Here is an 18,127-nt window from a genome sequence, read left to right on the forward strand (position 1 = left end):
CCGGGACGCTTTGATCTTCAAGAGTGCCGCCCAAGGCGGCGTCTTACAAGGAACTTTAAACCTTGTGAGTTGCAGCTAGTCTCAACAGTAAGCCGCAGCGTTATCCGCGCTGGTCGGCTGGTCACTCATCATCGCCCGCCTACCGTGGGCTCCATTGAGGTTGCCATGAAAATCCGAGAACTGGCCCAGCATTGGGAAGAGAACGCCAAGGGTCGCCTGACCAAAACCGAATACGCCATCCATCTGGACGTAGAAGCCGCCGCCAGGCTGGCGGCGATCTCCGAAATGTACCCCAAACGCCATACCGAAGAACTGCTCGGCGAATTGATCGGCGCAGCCCTTGAAGAGCTGGAAGCGAGCTTTCCCTACATCAAGGGCAAGCAGGTCATTGCCACGGATGAGGAAGGCGATCCGCTCTACGAAGACGTCGGCCCTACGCCGCGTTTTCTGACGCTGTCACGGCGCTACCTGCACGATTTGTCAGCTCAATCCGACAAGCAAAAACACTGATCAACCTCCGCTAAAAAACCGCCACCCCAGGTATTCCGGGCCTCCCAGAGGCCCCGGATACCCCTGCGCATCGCAAAAGTTCCAACTTTTAAACGCTGACCGTTCAGTCAAATATTTTTTTAGGCAAATCGCCATCTTCGCTGAACTATTCAAAAAAGCCTCCGGTCACAGCCAGTAAGCCATCACTTGGAACAGCCGTTTGAAAGGCGTCCTGAGCCTTACCGCCGGACCCCGCACTCACTGCACACCGGAGATGGATTTTGATGTTTTTCAGGAGTTACCTAATGGAGTTGAAGACGATGAAGACCAGCACTGCCAAAACCTCGTTTAACCACCTGCGCGGGCTTAAATTGGCCGCGCTGGCAATCGGCACCAGCTTCGTTCTGGCTGGCTGCGCCGGCAATCCACCGACTGAGCAATACGCAGTGACCCAATCTGCGGTCAACAGCGCCGTCAGCGCCGGTGGTACCGAGTTCGCAGCCGTGGAGATGAAGTCGGCTCAGGACAAACTGAAACAAGCCGAAATCGCCATGCACGACAAGAACTATGACGAGGCCCGTCGCCTGGCCGAACAAGCCGAGTGGGACGCTCGCGTAGCAGAGCGTAAAGCCCAGGCTGCCAAGGCCGAACAGGCTGTGAAGGATTCCCAGAAAGCTGTTCAGGAGCTGCGTCAGGAAGGCATGCGCCCGGCTGTGATCAAACCACAGCAATAACCCGCCGCCCCTGATTGCATTGCACCCGAAACCGAATTGAAAGGACGACACGACTATGCGTAAACAATTGATGATCCCTGCCCTGCTGGCGATGAGCGTTGCTCTGGCGGCTTGCTCCACCCCGCCGAACCAGAACCTGGAAAACGCTCGGACCAACTTCTCGGCCCTGCAAGCCAACCCGCAAGCCACCAAAGTAGCGGCGCTGGAAACCAAAGATGCCAGCGAGTGGCTGGACAAGGCTGACAAGGCCTACCGCGACAAGGAAGACCAGAAGAAAGTCGACCAGCTGGCCTACCTGACCAACCAGCGCGTTGAAGTGGCCAAGGACACCATCGTCCTGCGTGAGTCCGAAGCCAAGCTGAAAAACGCCGGCGACGAACGTGCCCGCGCCCTGCTGGAAGCCCGCGACGCGCAGATCAAGCAACTGCAAGACAGCTTGAACGCCAAGCAAACCGATCGCGGTACCCTGGTGACCTTTGGTGACGTGCTGTTCGCCACCAACAAGTCCGACCTGAAATCCAGCGGCCTGGTGAACATCACCAAGCTGGCGCAGTTCCTGCGCGACAACCCGGACCGCAAAGTGATTGTTGAAGGCTACACCGACAGCACCGGTTCCGACTCCTACAACCAGAGCCTGTCCGAGCGCCGTGCCGCGTCCGTACAACGTGCACTGGCCAATCAGGGTGTGGATATCTCGCGCATCGTGACCCAGGGCTATGGCAAGGAATACCCGGTTGCCGATAACAGCAGCGTTTCGGGCCGTGCCATGAACCGCCGCGTTGAAGTGACCATCTCCAACGACAACCAGCCGGTCAAGCCACGTTCGTCCGTGCAATAACCGACTGATTGATACCGCGGCACAAAGCCCCGCCTGTTTTTACAGGCGGGGCTTTTCATTTCAACCGAAGTTGACTGGGTTGTTGTTCTCTTGGGGCATCATGTTCTGGAGGTTTGGCTGCTGCTGATCCATGGAGCCCTGATCGCCACCCCCACCGCCACCACTTCCCTGAGAGCCGCCCGCCCCCCTGCTGCAGCCAGCAGCTGCTCCAGGAGTCGCTTCATCTCTTCAGGGTTCATCTTGCCCTGTTGGCCACCCTCGACCCCACTCCCCACCATGTTGCCGAAGTCACCAAGGCCGCTGCCGCCACCAAACCCGCCTATGCCACCAATATTCATATCGATACTCCGCAAGAATTAAAAGTCATTCATCAGTGATGCTGACAATTCAATCAGTGGTTTCGTACGCAATATGGTTCCAGAAATTACTGAGCGGCCCAATCGATGGGTCAGTGCGTGTCATTCCTGCAATTGCGGTGTTTCCTGGCCCATGCAGCGCACTGCCTGTTTCTTGCTGTTTACCAGCACGCCCGTCAGGCCTTTCTGTTCGGTGTCAAACAGCACCAGCACGCCGTCGACACATTGCGCCACTTGCGCAGCCGGGGTCAGGGAGATTTTGTAGTCCTCGCCCGGCACAGTCTTGAGCATGGTGAAGTCGCTGAGCAGCAACGCATCCTCGGGCTTGGCGAAATGCAAATAGCCGTAGTACCACAGGCAGCCGACGGTGCCGATGATGGTGCCGATACCGGTGAGGATCAGGGGGATCATGTTGCGTTCTTCGCTCATTGCGGGTTCTCTGCGTTGGAATTCGGGGCCGCCGGGTAATTGGGGATTTCCCCCAGGCGGCGCAGCCCGTTGAAATGCTGCGGGTCGTCGAGGTAGCGCAGCATCACGGTTTGCCAGGTCTTGTCGGCAAAGGTCTGCACATGGCCACCCCGGGTCAGCTGCAGCACCCTCGGTGGCGGCGCAGCCTGATACAGGCGAATGCCGTTGGACAACGGCACGATCGGGTCATCGAGGCTGTGGAACAACAGTTTCGGCACGCCGGTCAGTTGGGGCATGGCGTTGATCGCACTGTCGGCGTCCGGCACCAGCCACGACAACGGCACCTGGAACGGCCATGTTAACCAGGAGGTGCTGAGTGCAAATTGTCCTACGTCACGATAACTGGCCGGCACACCGTCCAGCACCAGCGCCTTGAGCCGCGGCTGACGCTCGGGATGGACGGCCAGATAGTGCACCACCAGAGCGCCGCCCAGGCTTTGGCCGAGCACGATCAACGGCTGGCCCCGGGTTTCGGGAGCGTTGTCGATCCACTTGAAGGCCGCGTCGATGTCCTGATAGACCGCCGGCAGCGAAGGTTCACCTTCGGACAGGCCGTAACCGCGATAGTCCACCAACAGCACTTGATAGCCCTGCTCCGGCAACCACCAACTGCCACCGAGGTGCCAGGCGAGATTGCCGCCATTGCCGTGCAGGTGCAGCACCGTGCCCTTGAGCGGCACGCCAGCCTTGGCCGGCAGCCACCACGCGTGCAGCTTGAGGCCATCGGCGGTGGTCAGCGGGACGTCACGGTAGTGCAGGCGGGCCTTTTCCGGGGTGAACGGCAAGCCGCGCTCCGGGTAGAAGAGCAGGGAGCTGCAGCCGTTCAGGGTCAGTAGCAGGCACAGAATGCCGAGGATTCTCATCCGTTGAAGCCTCGTGAATGGGTTGGAAAACAGCCCCATGGCTGATGAAGATCAACTGTGGGAGCTGGCTTGCCTGCGATAACGGTGTTGGACTCACCATCGTCATCGCAGGCAAGCCAGCTCCCACATTTTGACCGAGTTCTTTCAGGGAAATCCCTCAAAGGATATTGGAGTAATCCGCCTCGATCCGGTCCAGGCTCAAATGGTTGAGGAAGTTGGAGAAACACATCCACGCCGCCAACGCATTCATGTCACGGAACTGGTCCGGCAGGTATTTGGGCGGCACCACCAGGCCTTCGTCCACCAGTTGGCGCAGGGTGCGCATGTCTTCAAGCGTGGTCTTGCCGCAGAACAGCAGCGGCACTTGTTCCAGCTTGCCTTTGCGCACCGCCAACTGAATGTAGTTGTAAACCATGATAAAGCCCTTGAGGTAGGACAAATCCTTGGTAAACGGCAGGCCCGTAGGGGTCGACCCACGGAAAACCCGGCTGGCGTTGCCGTAGCTTTCCGCCATCTCAAAGCCCTGCTCGCGAAAGAATTCGAACACCTGCAGGAAGTCGGCACCCTGCTCCACCATATGAATGGCGCGGGTGCGGTTGGTCAGTTTGCGCAAGCGGCTGGGGTAGGAGGCGAACGTGATGATTTCCATCAGGATCGCCAGGCCTTCCTGGGTCACCGTCGACGAGGGCGGGCCCTTGGACAGGAAGGTGCAGATCGGCTGGTTCTGGCCATTGAGGGTGGTGCCCACATGCACCAGGCCTTCATGGACTTCCAGGGCGCGCACGTCACGGTCGTTGAACATCGCGTCAGCGCGGATCTTGATGTAGTCGGCGCCTGCCGCCGCATCCGCCACGATACCGTCGGACTCGAACACCCGGATGGTTTCCTCGGCCTCGCCGAACACCTTGTTCAAGCGGCTTTGCAGCAGGTTGACGGCGTCCTTGGCGGTCAGGGTCTTGGCTTCGTCCTTGAGATCGCCACGGCCGTCGATATTGTTCAGGTAGTCCGACATCATCAGGCCGAGGTCGGCCAGGGTCGGGTCACCGGCGTGGAACGCGTCGGAGGCGGCGCCGTACAGCTCCTGGGAGATCAGGCCGAAATCCTCGGTGCCGCGCGCTTCGAGCATGCGCACCACCATGCGGTATTCCTTGCACATGCGCCGCATGATCTGCCCGACCGGGTTGAACTGGCCAAGCTGGCGGGTGATGTCACGCTCGATGTTCTGGAATTCCAGCTTCACCGCGCTGGAATCGAACGACAGCGGCCGATTCAGGTAGTAGTCGCGGTCCACCGCGGGCATTTCCTTGCCCTTGCCCTTGAGGAATCCCTGGCGAATATTTTCGTCCCACTTCACGGCGTCGAGGACGCGAATCGGTGTTTGCGCCAGCACAATGCGATCGGACAAGGTGCGTATCGTCTGCTGGTAATCGTCCACCCGGTGCTTCCTCTTTAAACGTTATTTGCCCGCACGCTGGTAGCGCACGGCTTCGACGAACACGTCGGCGTTGGCCGGGTTATCCAGGTAGTCAAACACCCGAGCCAGGGGGCTATCGACCAGCACACCGGCGCCTTCGACGGTTTCGACAGTGGTGCCGCTCAAGGCCTTCTGCCCGATAGCCTGGTGGACCTGATCCAGGTCGAGGTTGTAGACCACCAGTTCGTGTTCATCATTCAATTCGAACCCGGCGAGGATGTAATGCCCGCCGAATTTGGCCGGCAACGGCGCCGACAAATACCAGCGGCTGCCATGCCGGGAAACCGTGAACAGGTATTCATCCCGCTGGCCCGGTTTGGCTTTAGGGTAGCTCACGGCTTTGTAGCGATGCTCGCCAACGCGGCTGATTTGCAGGTTGAGCGGCTCGCCCCAGGCATTTTTGCTGGCCCATTTGCCCAACAGCGCATCAGGCGCCGCCTCGCTGGCCGGCAGCGGGTCCTTGAAGGTCACCAGGCAACCGCTGAGCAACAGGAACGACAAGGCGATCACGACGACACGCCAGGCTTTCATTGGACAATCCCCTGTGTCAGACCGAAGCCAACACCAAATGCATGTAACGCTTGAGGATCTCAAGCATTTCTTCGCTGGTCAGAGGCTCTGCCCCGCCCAACAGGCCCTGATATTCCATCCGACCGATAATCGCCGTCAACACTTTGGCATCCTGTTGCGGCTCGCGCGAACCCAATACCTGGAAAAACTGGCAAGTGCCCTGTAGCAGGATTTGCTGGTGGGAGCGCACCAACTCGGCCAGGCGCGGGTTCAGCAGCGCCTCCTGGCGAAACGCCTGCTCGGCCATCAGGTGCTCGCGACGGTTGAGCAATTGGCGTTGCACGTAATCGGCGGTCAGGCGCGCGATGTCATCGGCCAGTTGCGAGCGCGACTGCGGGCTGCCGTCGCCATACGCGACCATCTCCCGCAGCAGGCCCTCGTTACGCGCCCACAACTTGCCCATGAACGCCGCGCTGCGTTCCACGTATTGGGCGAAGGTGTCGGTGAGCAGGTCATCGATGTCCTTGAAGTAATAGGTGGTGGCCGACAACGGTACCCCGGCCTCCGCCGCTACTGCACGGTGACGCACGGCACGCACACCCTCACGCACCACGATGCGCATCGCCGCATCGAGAATGTCTTGCCTGCGTTGCTCACTGCCCCGGCGACTGGCCTTGCGGCCCTGGTACTGAACACTTTCAGCCACGGCAGCGGCAATGCCGGCGGCACCCTTTTGAGCCATTACGCGGTTCACGACGGATCTTCCTCCACAGTGTGACGCGGAGCGTCACGGGCTGCATTCCCACTCAGAGCATGGGAACGATCACCTGGCGCTGTTTACTTGACGCTTATAAACGCCACATAAAAAAGCCGCCTTATAAAAGGCGGCTTCGGATTTCGCTACGGTTACGCTTGTGGCCGCATGTGCGGGAACAAGATCACGTCGCGGATCGACGGCGAGTTGGTCAACAACATCACCAACCGGTCGATGCCGATACCTTCACCGGCCGTTGGCGGCATGCCGTACTCCAGGGCGCGAACGAAGTCGGCGTCGTAGTGCATCGCCTCGTCGTCACCGGCGTCCTTGTCAGCCACCTGGGCCATGAAGCGCTCGGCCTGGTCTTCCGCGTCGTTAAGCTCGGAGTAGGCGTTGGCGATTTCGCGGCCGCCAATGAACAGCTCGAAACGGTCGGTGACGTTCGGGTTGTCATCGTTGCGACGGGCCAGCGGCGACACTTCGAACGGGTACTGGGTAATGAAGTGCGGCTGCTCCAGCTTGTGCTCCACCAGTTCTTCGAAAATCATCACCTGCAATTTGCCCAGGCCTTCGAAGCCCAGCACCTTGGCACCGGCCTTCTTGGCGATGGCACGGGCCTTGTCGATGTCGTTCAGGTCGTCAGCGGTCAACTCAGGGTTGTACTTGAGGATCGAATCGAACACCGACAGGCGCACGAACGGCTCGCCGAAGTGGAACACCTTGTCGCCGTACGGCACGTCGGTGGAGCCCAGGACCAGCTGCGCCAGCTCGCGGAACAGCTCTTCGGTCAGGTCCATGTTGTCTTCGTAGTCGGCGTAGGCCTGGTAGAACTCCAACATGGTGAATTCAGGGTTGTGACGAGTCGAAACGCCTTCGTTACGGAAGTTGCGGTTGATCTCGAACACTTTTTCGAAGCCGCCGACAACAAGACGCTTGAGGTACAGCTCAGGCGCGATACGCAGGAACATTTCCATGTCCAGCGCGTTGTGGTGGGTTTCGAACGGCTTGGCTGCTGCACCACCCGGGATGGTTTGCAGCATCGGCGTTTCCACTTCCAGGAAGTCGCGCTTCATCAGGAAGCTGCGGATGTGCGCAATGACCTGCGAACGCACGCGGAAGGTCTGGCGCACTTCCTCATTGACGATCAGGTCGACGTAGCGCTGGCGATAGCGCTGCTCGGTGTCGGTCAGGCCGTGGTGCTTGTCCGGCAGCGGGCGCAGGGATTTGGTCAGCAGGCGCACGTTGGTCATTTCGACGTACAGGTCGCCCTTGCCGGAACGGGCCAGGGTACCTTCGGCGGCAATGATGTCGCCCATGTCCCAGGTTTTCACCGAGGCCAGGGTTTCTTCGGACAGGGTTTTACGGTTTACGTAGACCTGGATGCGACCGGTCATGTCCTGGATCACCATGAACGAGCCACGGTTGAGCATGATGCGACCGGCAACCTTGACCGGGATTGCAGCCTCTGCCAGCTCTTCCTTGGTCTTGTCCGCGTACTGTTTCTGCAAGGCATCGCAGTAGTTTTCGCGGCGGAAGTCGTTCGGGAAGGCGTTGCCCTTGGCGCGCTCGGCAGCAAGCTTTTCCTTGCGCAGGGCGATCAGGGAGTTTTCTTCCTGTTGCAGGGCCTGGTCGAGTTGTTGGTCGCTCATGTCTTTAATTTTCCATCAGGTTCGTTGTCCCCGGCCTGCGGCCGGGGATCGCCGGCAAGCCGGCTCCTACAAGGGGTTACAGGCCAGATTTCAGGCTGGCTTCCAGGTATTCGTCGATATCACCGTCGAGCACCTTGTCGCAGTCGCTGCGTTCGATGTTGGTGCGCAGATCCTTGATCCGCGACGCATCGAGCACATACGAACGGATCTGGTGACCCCAGCCGATATCCGACTTGGTGTCTTCCAGCGCCTGGGAAGCTGCGTTGCGCTTCTGCATTTCCTGCTCGTACAACTTGGCCCGCAGCATTTTCATGGCGGTGTCCTTGTTCGCGTGCTGGGAACGTTCGTTCTGGCAGCTGACCACGGTGTTGGTCGGTACGTGGGTAATACGTACGGCCGAGTCGGTGGTGTTTACGTGCTGACCACCGGCACCGGAGGAACGGTAGGTGTCGATCCGCAGGTCTGCCGGGTTGATCTCGATTTCCACCTTGTCGTCGATCTCTGGCGAGACAAACACCGCGGAGAACGAGGTGTGGCGACGGTTGCCGGAGTCGAACGGGCTCTTGCGCACCAGACGGTGCACGCCGATCTCGGTACGCAGCCAGCCAAAGGCGTATTCGCCCTTGATGTGCACGGTCGCGCCCTTGATACCGGCGACTTCACCGGCCGACAGCTCCATGATGGTCGCGTCGAAACCGCGTTTGTCGGCCCAGCGCAGGTACATGCGCAACAGGATGTTGGCCCAGTCCTGGGCTTCGGTGCCGCCGGAACCGGCCTGGATATCCAGGTAGGCGTTGTTCGGGTCCATTTCGTGGCTGAACATGCGGCGGAATTCAAGCTTGGCGAGGTTTTCCTCGAGACGGGCCAGCTCGGCGACGACATCGCCCACTGCGCCTTCGTCATCTTCCTCGACGGCCATGTCCAGCAGGTCGCGGCAATCGCCCAGACCGGTGTTCAATTCGTCGAGGGTCTCGACGATCTGCGCCAGCGCAGCGCGCTCGCGGCCCAGTTCCTGGGCGTATTCAGGTTTGTTCCAGACAGCCGGATCTTCAAGCTCGCGATTGACTTCAGTCAGACGCTCATGCTTTTGATCGTAGTCAAAGATACCCCCGAATAGTTTCGGAGCGCTCGGACAGGTCCTTGATGGTGTTAAGGATCGGGTTGATTTCCATGGCGGGCAGCACTCGTTGGCGAACTTTTGAAAGCCGACGAGTATAACGACAAACGGCTGATAACGGCAGTCCGCTTGGCCGATTGTGCTATGTGCCACTTGCCTGGAGCTGCGAGCACCCACCTGTGGCGAGGGGGCTTGTCCCCCGCTGGGCTGCGAAGCGGCCCCAATGCAGGCTATGGAGTTCTAACTGAGAGGAAACGCCGTTCTTAAACGGGGCTGCTACGCAGCCCAACGGGGACAAGCCCCTCGCCACAACAGCCCCTCAACCACAAAGTGGGTGGCAGGAATTATTCGATCCCCACCTGATTGCGCCCATTGTGCTTGGCCAGGTACAGGCCCTTGTCCGCCGACGAGATCAACTGCCGGCAATCGGTGCCCTGCACCGGGGTCATGGTCGACAGGCCGATGCTGATGGTCAGGCTCGCCCCTTCGGCCGGGCTGATGTGCGGGATTTTCAGCGCAGCCACCGCCTGGCGCAGTTTCTCGGCCACCAGCCGCGCGCCGCCCGGCGAGGTGTTGGGCAGCACCAGGGCAAACTCTTCACCGCCGTAACGCGCCGGCAGGTCCGAGGGACGGCTGCTGGCGTCACGAATGGTCGCAGCGACCTTGCGCAACGCTTCGTCGCCTTCCAGGTGGCCAAAACTGTCGTTGTAGGTCTTGAAGAAGTCCACGTCGATCATCAGCAACGACAGTTGGGTCTGGTCACGCATGGCACGGCGCCACTCCAGTTCCAGATATTCGTCGAAATGCCGGCGGTTGGACAGCCCGGTCAAGCCGTCGGAGTTCATCAGCCGTTGCAGCACCAGGTTGGTATCCAGCAGCTGCTGTTGGCTGACCCGCAGCGCGCGGTAGGCCGCGTCCCGCTGCAACAGGGTCATGTAGGAGCGCGAGTGGTAGCGGATGCGCGCCACCAGTTCGATGTTATCCGGCAGCTTGACCAGATAGTCGTTGGCCCCGGCGGCAAACGCCGCGCTCTTGATCAGCGGGTCTTCCTTGGTGGAGAGCACGATGATCGGGATGTTCTGCGTCGCCGGGTGATTGCGGTATTCGCGCACCAGGGTCAGGCCGTCGAGGCCCGGCATGACCAGGTCCTGCAGGATCACCGTCGGCTTGATACGAATCGCCTGGGCAATGGCCTGGTGCGGGTCGGCGCAAAAGTGGAAGTCGATATTGTCTTCATGGGCCAGGCCCCGGCGTACGGCTTCGCCGATCATGGCCTGGTCGTCGACGAGCAACACCATGGCGGCGTTTTCGTCGGTCTTGAAGTCGTCGAGCTGTAAATCATTCATTTGCAGTCACCTGAATTACTACCTGCAGGCCAGGACAGCGTGTGATATCGGTCATTTTGCGAATACCTCCAGCAATCGTGGCGCAATTCTGTCCAATGGGCGAATTTCAACAGCCGCGTCGATCGCCGCTGCCGCTTTGGGCATGCCGTAAACAGCACAGCTTTGCTGGTCCTGCGCGATGGTCAGGTAGCCTTGCTGACGCATCATTTTAAGTCCTTGGGCGCCGTCACGGCCCATGCCGGTCAGCAGCACGCCGACGGCATCGCCGCTCCAGTAACTGGCGACGCTCTCGAAAAACACGTCGATGGACGGCCGGTAAATCTCGTTCACGGGCTCGGCGGTGTAGGCCAGCGTCCCGTTCTTCAGCAAACGAATGTGATGGTTGGTGCCGGCCAGCAGCACCACGCCGCTTTGTGGCGGCTCGCCTTCCCGGGCCAGGCGCACCGGCAGGCCCGAGGCACTGCTCAGCCATTCGGCCATGCCGGCGGCGAATACCTGGTCCACATGCTGCACCAGCACAATGGCTGGCGAAAAGTCCCGGGGCAAGCCCTTGAGCAGGGATTCCAGGGCAGCCGGACCACCGGCAGACGAACCGATGGCCACCAGGCTCTGGCGCTTGCCCATGGTCCGCTGGGGCGCAGGCTCGGCCCGCACCCGATTGCCACGCTGGCCGATCAGCCAGCCAATGTTAAGGATCTTGCGCAGCAGCGGCGCCGCAGCGTCCTTGGGATTGCCCACGCCCAGCGCAGGCGTGTCGACCACGTCCAGAGCGCCGTGGCCCATGGCTTCGAACACGCGGCTGACGTTGGCCTGGCGGTCGACCGTTACAATCAGAATGGCGCAAGGGCTCTCGGCCATGATCTGCCGGGTGGCTTCCACGCCGTCCATCACCGGCATGATCAGGTCCATCAGAATCAGGTCGGGCGTCAGCTCGGCGCAGCGTTGCACGGCCTCGAGCCCGTTGCTGGCGACCCACACCACTTCATGGGCCGGCTCAAGGCTCAACGCCCGGCGCAAGGCCTCCACGGCCATGGGCATGTCATTGACGATCGCAATCCTCATGCCCGGGCTCCTCCGATCAGCTCCACCACCGCATCCAACAGCGCGTCGTCATGGAAGCTGGCCTTGGCCAGATAATAGTCGGCGCCGGCGTCCAGACCGCGGCGACGGTCTTCTTCACGATCCTTGTAGGAAACAACCATCACCGGCAGCGATTGCAGGCGAGTATCTCGGCGCAAGAGTGTGACCAATTCAATACCGTCCATACGAGGCATATCAATGTCAGTGATCAACAGGTCGAAGTCTTCGGAGCGCAGCGCGTTCCAGCCATCCATGCCATCGACCGCCACGGCCACTTCATAACCGCGATTAAGTAACAATTTGCGTTGCAGCTCGCGCACGGTCAGTGAGTCATCCACCACCAGAATACGCTTGCGCGGGGCTTCCAGGGTTTGCTGGGTGCGCCGGGCGATACGCTCCAGACGACCGGTATTCAGCAGTTTGTCCACCGATCGCAACATGTCTTCAACATCGACAATCAGCACCACCGAGCCGTCATCCAGCAATGCCCCGGCAGAGATGTCCTGGACCTTGCCCAGCCGGTCATCCAGGGGCAGCACCACCAGCGTGCGCTCGCCGATAAACCGTTCCACGGCAATCCCGTAGACCGCGTCGCGCTCGCGGATCACCACGACCTTGAGGGTTTCCTGGTTGCCCTGCCCGGGCGGGCGCTGCAGCAACTGGCTGGCGGCCACCAGCCCGACGTGCCGGCCTTCGTGCCAGAAATGCTGGCGGCCTTCCAGTTGCACGATGTCGTCGGGTTCCAGGTCGCACATGCGCTCGATGTGGGCCAGCGGGAAGGCGTAGGCCTCTTCGCCCACTTCCACCACCAGGCTGCGCACCACCGACAGGGTCAACGGCACTTCCAGGTGGAAGCGACTGCCCTGCCCCGCCGTCTGCTCCAGCACCACGGCGCCGCGCAACTGGCGCACCATATGCTGCACCGCGTCCAGGCCCACACCACGCCCGGAGACCTCGGTGACCTTGTCCCGCAGGCTGAAACCCGGCAGGAACAGGAACGTCAGCAGTTCCTCTTCGCTCAGGCGCAGGGCGGTTTCCAGCGGTGACAAATGCCGGTCGACGATGGTGCCGCGCAGGCGCTCAAGGTCGACACCGTTGCCGTCGTCGCTCAATTCCAGCACCAGCAACCCGGCCTGGTGCGACGCCCGCAGCCGGATCAAACCTTCAGCCGGTTTGCCCGCCAACAGGCGTTGTTCGGGCATTTCGATGCCGTGGTCGACGGCGTTGCGTAATAAATGGGTCAGCGGCGCTTCGAGCTTTTCCAGCACGTCGCGGTCGACCTGGGTTTTCTCGCCTTCAATTTCCAGGCGTACCTGTTTACCCAGGCTGCGGCCCAGGTCGCGGACCATCCGCACCTGGCCGGCCAACACGTCGGCAAATGGCCGCATGCGGCACGCCAGCGCGGTGTCGTACAAGACTTGGGCACGCTGCCCGGCCTGCCAGCCGAACTCATCGATCTCGGCGGTTTTTTCCGCGAGCAGCGCCTGGGCTTCGCTCAGCAGGCGGCGGGTGTCGGCCAGGGCTTCCTGGGCTTCCAGGCTCAAGTCGACGGTCTTGAGATGGCCGTCGAGGTTTTCCAGGGCTCGGGCACTGTTGCTCTGGATGCGCTTGAGGCGCTGCAAACTGGCGAGGTAAGGCTTGAGCCGCTGGGTTTCCACCAGGGATTTGCTGGACAGGTCCAACAGGCTGTTCAAGCGTTCGGCGGTCACCCGCAACACCCGCTCGCCGCCTTCGGTCATGCGCTTGTTCTGGCGTGGCAGCTCGGCACTGACGGCTGGCGCGGGTTCAGGCTCCGGCGGCAAGGTCAGCAGCGCTTCCATCGACAGTTCAGGTTCTGGCGCGGGTGTTGGCGGTGGCATTGGTGCAGCGGGCGGCGCGACTTTTTGCGACGGGTCGAGCAAACGTTCCATCAGCGCCACGTAGGCTTCGATGTCCGCCGGGCCCACGGTGTTGCCCGGCGTGGCGATGCGCATCAGCAAATCGGTGCCTTGCAGCAACGCGTCGATATGCTCGGGCAGCAGGTACAACCGGCTTTCCTGGGCGCTGACCAGGCAATCTTCCATCACGTGGGCGACGCTGACACCGGCGTCCACCCCGACAATGCGTGCCGCGCCTTTCAGGGAATGGGCGGCACGCATGCAGGCTTCGAGCTGGTCGGCCTGGGTCGGGTTGCGCTCCAGGGCCAGCAGGCCGGCGCTGAGCACTTGGGTCTGGGCGTCGGCTTCCAGGCTGAACAGTTCCAGCAGCGAGGCGTCGCGCATCTGGTCGGGGGTCATGTGAGGCTCCGGGTCACGGCAGACAACAATTGCGCCTCGTCCAGCCAGCGCAGGCTGCGGCCTTTCCATTGCAACACGCCCTGGGTGTAGCGGGCGCTGGCCTGGGTGCCGGAGGCGGATGCCGCGCTCAAGGTGCGTTCATCAATGGCATGGATACCGTCCACTTCGTCCACCGGCACCACCACCGGGCCGTCCTGCGCCGCGATGATCAGCATGCGCGGCATGATTCGTCCGCCACTTGGGCCGTTGCTGGTGCCGTCCAGCCCGAGCAACTCCACCAGAGACAGGCACGCCACCAGCGCGCCACGCACGTTGGCCACGCCCAGCAAGGCGCGGGAACGCTGGTGCGGCAAGGAATGGATCGGTTGCAGCGGCGCCACTTCCACCAGGCAACGGGTGGCGATGCCCAGCCACTCCTCACCGAGGCGGAACATCAGCAGTGAACGGGTGACGACATCGCCCTCGACGTCCGGCGTCGCCACCGGCCGGTGATCGTCCTGCTGCAAGGCATAGCGGTCGAGCAGGCGCGTGGCGGCGGCGGAATACACCGAACAGTTGCGACAGTGGATGTGTTCGGCCAGCAGCGGGCAGGATTTATCACCGTGAATACCGATGCGGTTCCAGCAGTCGTCGATGGCCTGGTTGTCGGCCAGGGTCAGGTTCAGCGCGGGATCCAGGGTCATGATTTACGCTCACTGTCAGCTCGCTCGCTGCGCGCGGCACGGGCCTGCAACCGGCGGGCACCGGGGACATCGCCCTGGGACTCAAGCAACGCGGCCAGGTGCATCAAGGCCTGCGGGTGCTGGGGTTCCAGGTACAAGGCTTTTCGATAATAACCCTGGGCTTCCAGGGCGCTGCCGGCCACATCGCTGAGCAGACCCAGCCAATAAAACACCTGAGCCGCCGGCGGGTGGCTCTGCAAATAGCGCTCGCAGGCCGCACGGGCCTCCAGGCTTTTGCCTTCATTGGCCAGGGTCGCGATCTGACTGAGCAGATCGGCGGCGTCCGACTGTGCGGGCGGCGGTTTGATCGGCAGTACCTGAGCGCTGACCGTGCTGAATGGCCGCGGCCTGGTCGGGATCGGCGCGGCGCTGCGCTGGGGGATCGGCGCGGGCATCGGCACAAATACCGGCTCAGGCGCAGGTGACGGGTGGCGACTGAAGGCAAAGGACTGCGGCACACCAATCGAACGCATGCCCAGGCGCCCGAGCAGGCTGCCTTCGGCGGGGCCGATAAACAGCACACCGTCGACGTGGGTCAGGCCCTTGAGCACTTCAAACACCTGCCTCTGCGTCGGCTGGTCGAAGTAGATCAGCAGGTTGCGGCAGAACACAAAATCGTAGGTGGGCTCGTTGGCCAGCAGCCTGGGGTCCAGCAAATTGCCCACTTGCAGGCTCACTTGTTCGCGCACCCGCTCGGCAATCAGGTAGCCGTCGCTTTGCTCGCTGAAGTAGCGGTCACGGAACTCGATGTCCTGGCCGCGAAACGAATTCTTGCCATACACCCCACGCCGGGCGCGCTCCACCGACAGCGGGCTGACGTCCATGCCCTGCACCTTGAACTGATGCGGCGCCAGGCCGGCGTCGAGCAAGGCCATGGCAATCGAATAGGGTTCTTCGCCGGTGGAGCACGGCAGGCTGAGGATTCGCAGGGCGCGCATCTGCTTGATGTCGGCCAGACGTGCCAGGGCCAGCCGGCCCAGGGTGGCGAAGGATTCGGGATAACGGAAAAACCAGGTTTCGGGGACGATCACCGCTTCGATCAGCGCTTGCTGTTCGTCGGTGGAGGCCAGTAGCTGCTGCCAGTATTCGTCTGCCGTCTGCGCATGGAGCGCCAGGCTGCGCTGGCGTACGGCGCGCTCGATGATCGCTTCGCCCACCGAGGCAACGTCCAGGCCGATGCGTTCTTTAAGAAAGTCGAAGAAGCGCTGATCACTGCTCATCAACCCTCCTCGCCCGCGGCAAACAGCAGCGCCTGCACGTCGGCGGTCAACAGGTCGGCCACGCCGATCCACTGCATCAAGCCGCGCTCGTCTTCGCGCACCGGGCCCAGGTACGGAGCCTGGCGGTTGTCCAGGCCATAAGGCTGGAACTCTGCCGGATCGCACCGCAGGGTGTCGGTAGCCTGTTCGAGGATCAGCCCCAGCCAGCGTGCGGGGATGAGCGCATCCGGCTGGTAATTGACCAGCACCAGGCGCGTGCTGGTGCGGGCCTGGGCCGGTGTGCCGAAGGTCAAGGCACTGAGGTCGATGACCGGCACCATCGCCCCGCGATGGGCAAAGATCCCGGCCACCCAGACAGGTGCATGGGCGATGGGCTTGAGCGGCAGGCGCGGCAGCACCTCGGCCACTTCCGTGGCCTTGAGGGCATACCGTTCGTTGCCGATGTGAAACACCAGGAACAGCGCTTTTTTCACTGCCGCAACGGCACCGCGTTTAGCCGCGAGGTCGCTCATCAGACTTTGAAACGCGACACGCCACTGCGCAGGCCGACCGCGACCTGGCTCAGCTCATCGATGGCAAAGCTGGCCTGGCGCAACGACTCCACGGTCTGGCTGCTGGCGTCGCCCAACTGCACCAGCGCATGGTTGATCTGCTCGGCACCGGTGGCCTGGGCCTGCATGCCCTCGTTGACCATCAACACCCGCGGCGCCAGCGCCTGCACCTGGTGGATGATCTGCGACAGCTGCTCGCCCACCTGCTGCACTTCGAACATGCCACGGCGCACTTCTTCAGAGAACTTGTCCATGCCCATCACCCCGGCCGACACCGCCGACTGGATCTCGCGCACCATCTGCTCGATGTCGTAAGTGGCCACGGCGGTCTGGTCGGCCAGGCGCCGCACTTCGGTGGCCACCACGGCAAACCCGCGGCCGTACTCACCGGCCTTCTCGGCCTCGATGGCGGCGTTGAGGGACAGCAGGTTGGTCTGGTCGGCCACCTTGACGATGGTGACCACCACCTGGTTGATGTTGCCGGCCTTCTCATTGAGGATCGCCAGCTTGGCGTTGACCAGGTCAGCCGCGCCCATCACCGAGTGCATGGTTTCTTCCATACGGGCCAGGCCTTGCTGGCCGGAGCCGGCGGCGACCGACGCCTGGTCGGCAGCGGTGGAGACTTCGGTCATGGTGCGGACCAGGTCCTTGGACGTGGCCGCGATCTCCCGCGAAGTGGCGCCGATCTCGGTGGTTGTCGCCGCCGTTTCAGTGGCGGTGGCCTGTTGTTGCTTGGACGTGGCGGCAATCTCGGTGACCGAGGTGGTGACCTGTACCGAAGACCGCTGGGCCTGGGACACCAGGGCGGTGAGCTCGGTCATCATGTCGTTGAAGCCGGTTTCCACCGCGCCGAATTCGTCTTTGCGTTCCAGGTTCAGGCGTTTGCTCAGGTCACCGGTGCGCATGGTTTCGAGGATGTCGACGATGCGTTTCATCGGCGCCATGATCGCGCGCATCAGCAGCAGGCCGCAGAGGCCGGCGGCCAGGATCGCGAGGATCAGCGAGACGCCCATGCTGATTTTTGCGGCGGACACCGCGTCGTCGATGGCGTTGGTGGCGCGGTCGGCGACGTCTTTGTTTTCGGTGATGATGTCATTGAGCTTCATGCGGCCTGCGGTCCAGGTCGGGGTGAGCTCGGCGTCGAACTGCTTGCGGGCGGCGACCACGTCACGGTTCTGCAGGCGGTCGAGGACGCCGGACAAGGCCTTGTTGTAGGCCTGGTGCAGGGCTTCGAATTTATCGAACTCGGCCTGATCGTCGCCGCCGTTGATGGTCGCTTTGTAATTGGCCATCTGGGTGAGGATGCGGGCTTCGAACGACTTGAATTCGGCCTTGTCGGCGTCGGTCAGGCCCTTGTCTTCGCGCAGGCCAATGATGTCGAGGGTTTGCAGGTAGCTGTCGACCCAGGCGCTGCGGATCATCGAGCTGAGGTACACCCCGGGGACTGCGTCGTCACGGACCGATTCTTCGCTGAGTTCGATCTTCAGCAGGCGTGAATACGAGACCACTACCATCAGCAGCATGATCGCGATGATGACCGCAAAGCTCGCCAAAATCCGTTGGCGCAAGGTCCAGTTCTTCACAGTAATTCCTCGAGGGCCATTCAAATGGAGGGGAGTATAGCTGAGCGGGTGGCATCATTAATCAACGGGTTGTGGGATCTGGGTCACGCCGTGG

General features: G+C 61.8%; 18 protein-coding genes. 3 read left to right on the forward strand and 15 right to left on the reverse strand.

Annotation, left to right across the window (positions count from 1 at the left end; all coding sequences use genetic code 11):
• Positions 1 to 165: 165 nt before the first annotated feature.
• From JFV30_RS01405 to JFV30_RS01415, 3 genes are all read left to right on the forward strand, one after another.
• Entirely contained in the window at positions 166 to 510 is a 345-nt protein-coding gene (locus JFV30_RS01405) for a hypothetical protein (protein WP_010176787.1), read from the forward strand.
• 284 nt (positions 511 to 794) lie between these two features.
• Positions 795 to 1,223, forward strand: a complete 429-nt coding sequence (locus tag JFV30_RS01410; RefSeq protein ID WP_010176788.1) for a DUF4398 domain-containing protein — start codon at positions 795 to 797, stop codon at positions 1,221 to 1,223.
• 55 nt (positions 1,224 to 1,278) lie between these two features.
• Positions 1,279 to 2,061 carry an OmpA family protein gene (locus JFV30_RS01415; protein ID WP_201121595.1) on the forward strand — a complete coding sequence of 261 codons (783 nt, stop codon included), beginning with the start codon at positions 1,279 to 1,281 and terminating at the stop codon, positions 2,059 to 2,061.
• Between the two features lie 98 nt (positions 2,062 to 2,159).
• On the opposite strand, the gene JFV30_RS01420 is transcribed toward JFV30_RS01415, so the two are convergent.
• From JFV30_RS01420 to JFV30_RS01490, 15 genes are all read right to left on the reverse strand, one after another.
• The gene (locus JFV30_RS01420; protein ID WP_201121596.1) at positions 2,160 to 2,399 is read right to left on the reverse strand and encodes a hypothetical protein; all 240 of its coding nucleotides are present in this window, start codon (positions 2,397 to 2,399) and stop codon (positions 2,160 to 2,162) included.
• 120 nt (positions 2,400 to 2,519) lie between these two features.
• A complete protein-coding gene (locus JFV30_RS01425) occupies positions 2,520 to 2,846 on the reverse strand; it encodes a hypothetical protein (RefSeq protein ID WP_024073792.1) in 327 nt (108 codons plus the stop codon).
• Positions 2,843 to 3,748: an alpha/beta hydrolase gene (locus JFV30_RS01430; RefSeq protein WP_201121597.1), complete on the reverse strand. Its 906-nt coding sequence runs from the start codon at positions 3,746 to 3,748 to the stop codon at positions 2,843 to 2,845. Before JFV30_RS01430 ends, JFV30_RS01425 begins: the two co-directional genes overlap by 4 nt.
• 157 nt (positions 3,749 to 3,905) lie before the next feature.
• On the reverse strand, positions 3,906 to 5,183 hold the full coding sequence (locus tag JFV30_RS01435) for a flavohemoglobin expression-modulating QEGLA motif protein (protein ID WP_010176791.1): 1,278 nt from the start codon (positions 5,181 to 5,183) through the stop codon (positions 3,906 to 3,908).
• Between the two features lie 21 nt (positions 5,184 to 5,204).
• Positions 5,205 to 5,753, reverse strand: coding sequence for a hypothetical protein (locus JFV30_RS01440; RefSeq protein ID WP_201121598.1), 549 nt, complete (start codon positions 5,751 to 5,753; stop codon positions 5,205 to 5,207).
• A gap of 16 nt (positions 5,754 to 5,769) precedes the next feature.
• Positions 5,770 to 6,486 (reverse strand): TetR family transcriptional regulator, encoded by a 717-nt coding sequence (locus tag JFV30_RS01445; RefSeq protein ID WP_201121599.1) that lies wholly within the window; start codon positions 6,484 to 6,486, stop codon positions 5,770 to 5,772.
• 152 nt (positions 6,487 to 6,638) lie between these two features.
• The gene (gene lysS / locus JFV30_RS01450; protein ID WP_010176794.1) at positions 6,639 to 8,138 is read right to left on the reverse strand and encodes a lysine--tRNA ligase; all 1,500 of its coding nucleotides are present in this window, start codon (positions 8,136 to 8,138) and stop codon (positions 6,639 to 6,641) included.
• A 76-nt stretch (positions 8,139 to 8,214) separates the two neighbouring features.
• Positions 8,215 to 9,310, reverse strand: a protein-coding gene (prfB, locus tag JFV30_RS01455) for a peptide chain release factor 2 (protein ID WP_141629576.1) whose coding sequence is annotated in 2 segments (ribosomal slippage) — positions 8,215 to 9,237 and positions 9,239 to 9,310 — 1,095 coding nt in all. Because the reading frame shifts where the segments join, the coding sequence is not laid out codon by codon here.
• 289 nt (positions 9,311 to 9,599) lie between these two features.
• Entirely contained in the window at positions 9,600 to 10,601 is a 1,002-nt protein-coding gene (locus tag JFV30_RS01460) for a diguanylate cyclase (RefSeq protein ID WP_010176796.1), read from the reverse strand.
• 51 nt (positions 10,602 to 10,652) lie between these two features.
• Positions 10,653 to 11,663: a chemotaxis response regulator protein-glutamate methylesterase gene (gene cheB, locus JFV30_RS01465; protein ID WP_169387206.1), complete on the reverse strand. Its 1,011-nt coding sequence runs from the start codon at positions 11,661 to 11,663 to the stop codon at positions 10,653 to 10,655.
• Positions 11,660 to 13,957 (reverse strand): hybrid sensor histidine kinase/response regulator, encoded by a 2,298-nt coding sequence (locus JFV30_RS01470; protein ID WP_201121600.1) that lies wholly within the window; start codon positions 13,955 to 13,957, stop codon positions 11,660 to 11,662. The genes cheB and JFV30_RS01470 overlap by 4 nt, the downstream gene beginning before the upstream one ends.
• Positions 13,954 to 14,640, reverse strand: coding sequence for a chemotaxis protein CheW (locus JFV30_RS01475; RefSeq protein ID WP_010176800.1), 687 nt, complete (start codon positions 14,638 to 14,640; stop codon positions 13,954 to 13,956). Before JFV30_RS01475 ends, JFV30_RS01470 begins: the two co-directional genes overlap by 4 nt.
• Positions 14,637 to 15,899 carry a CheR family methyltransferase gene (locus JFV30_RS01480; RefSeq protein ID WP_201121601.1) on the reverse strand — a complete coding sequence of 421 codons (1,263 nt, stop codon included), beginning with the start codon at positions 15,897 to 15,899 and terminating at the stop codon, positions 14,637 to 14,639. The genes JFV30_RS01475 and JFV30_RS01480 overlap by 4 nt, the downstream gene beginning before the upstream one ends.
• Positions 15,899 to 16,411 (reverse strand): chemotaxis protein CheW, encoded by a 513-nt coding sequence (locus tag JFV30_RS01485; RefSeq protein WP_010176802.1) that lies wholly within the window; start codon positions 16,409 to 16,411, stop codon positions 15,899 to 15,901. The genes JFV30_RS01480 and JFV30_RS01485 overlap by 1 nt, the downstream gene beginning before the upstream one ends.
• Positions 16,411 to 18,033: a methyl-accepting chemotaxis protein gene (locus tag JFV30_RS01490; RefSeq protein WP_010176803.1), complete on the reverse strand. Its 1,623-nt coding sequence runs from the start codon at positions 18,031 to 18,033 to the stop codon at positions 16,411 to 16,413. The genes JFV30_RS01485 and JFV30_RS01490 overlap by 1 nt, the downstream gene beginning before the upstream one ends.
• Positions 18,034 to 18,127: the final 94 nt, after the last annotated feature.

It is taken from the genome of Pseudomonas sp. TH32, from assembly GCF_016650855.1.
Classification (GTDB): domain Bacteria; phylum Pseudomonadota; class Gammaproteobacteria; order Pseudomonadales; family Pseudomonadaceae; genus Aquipseudomonas.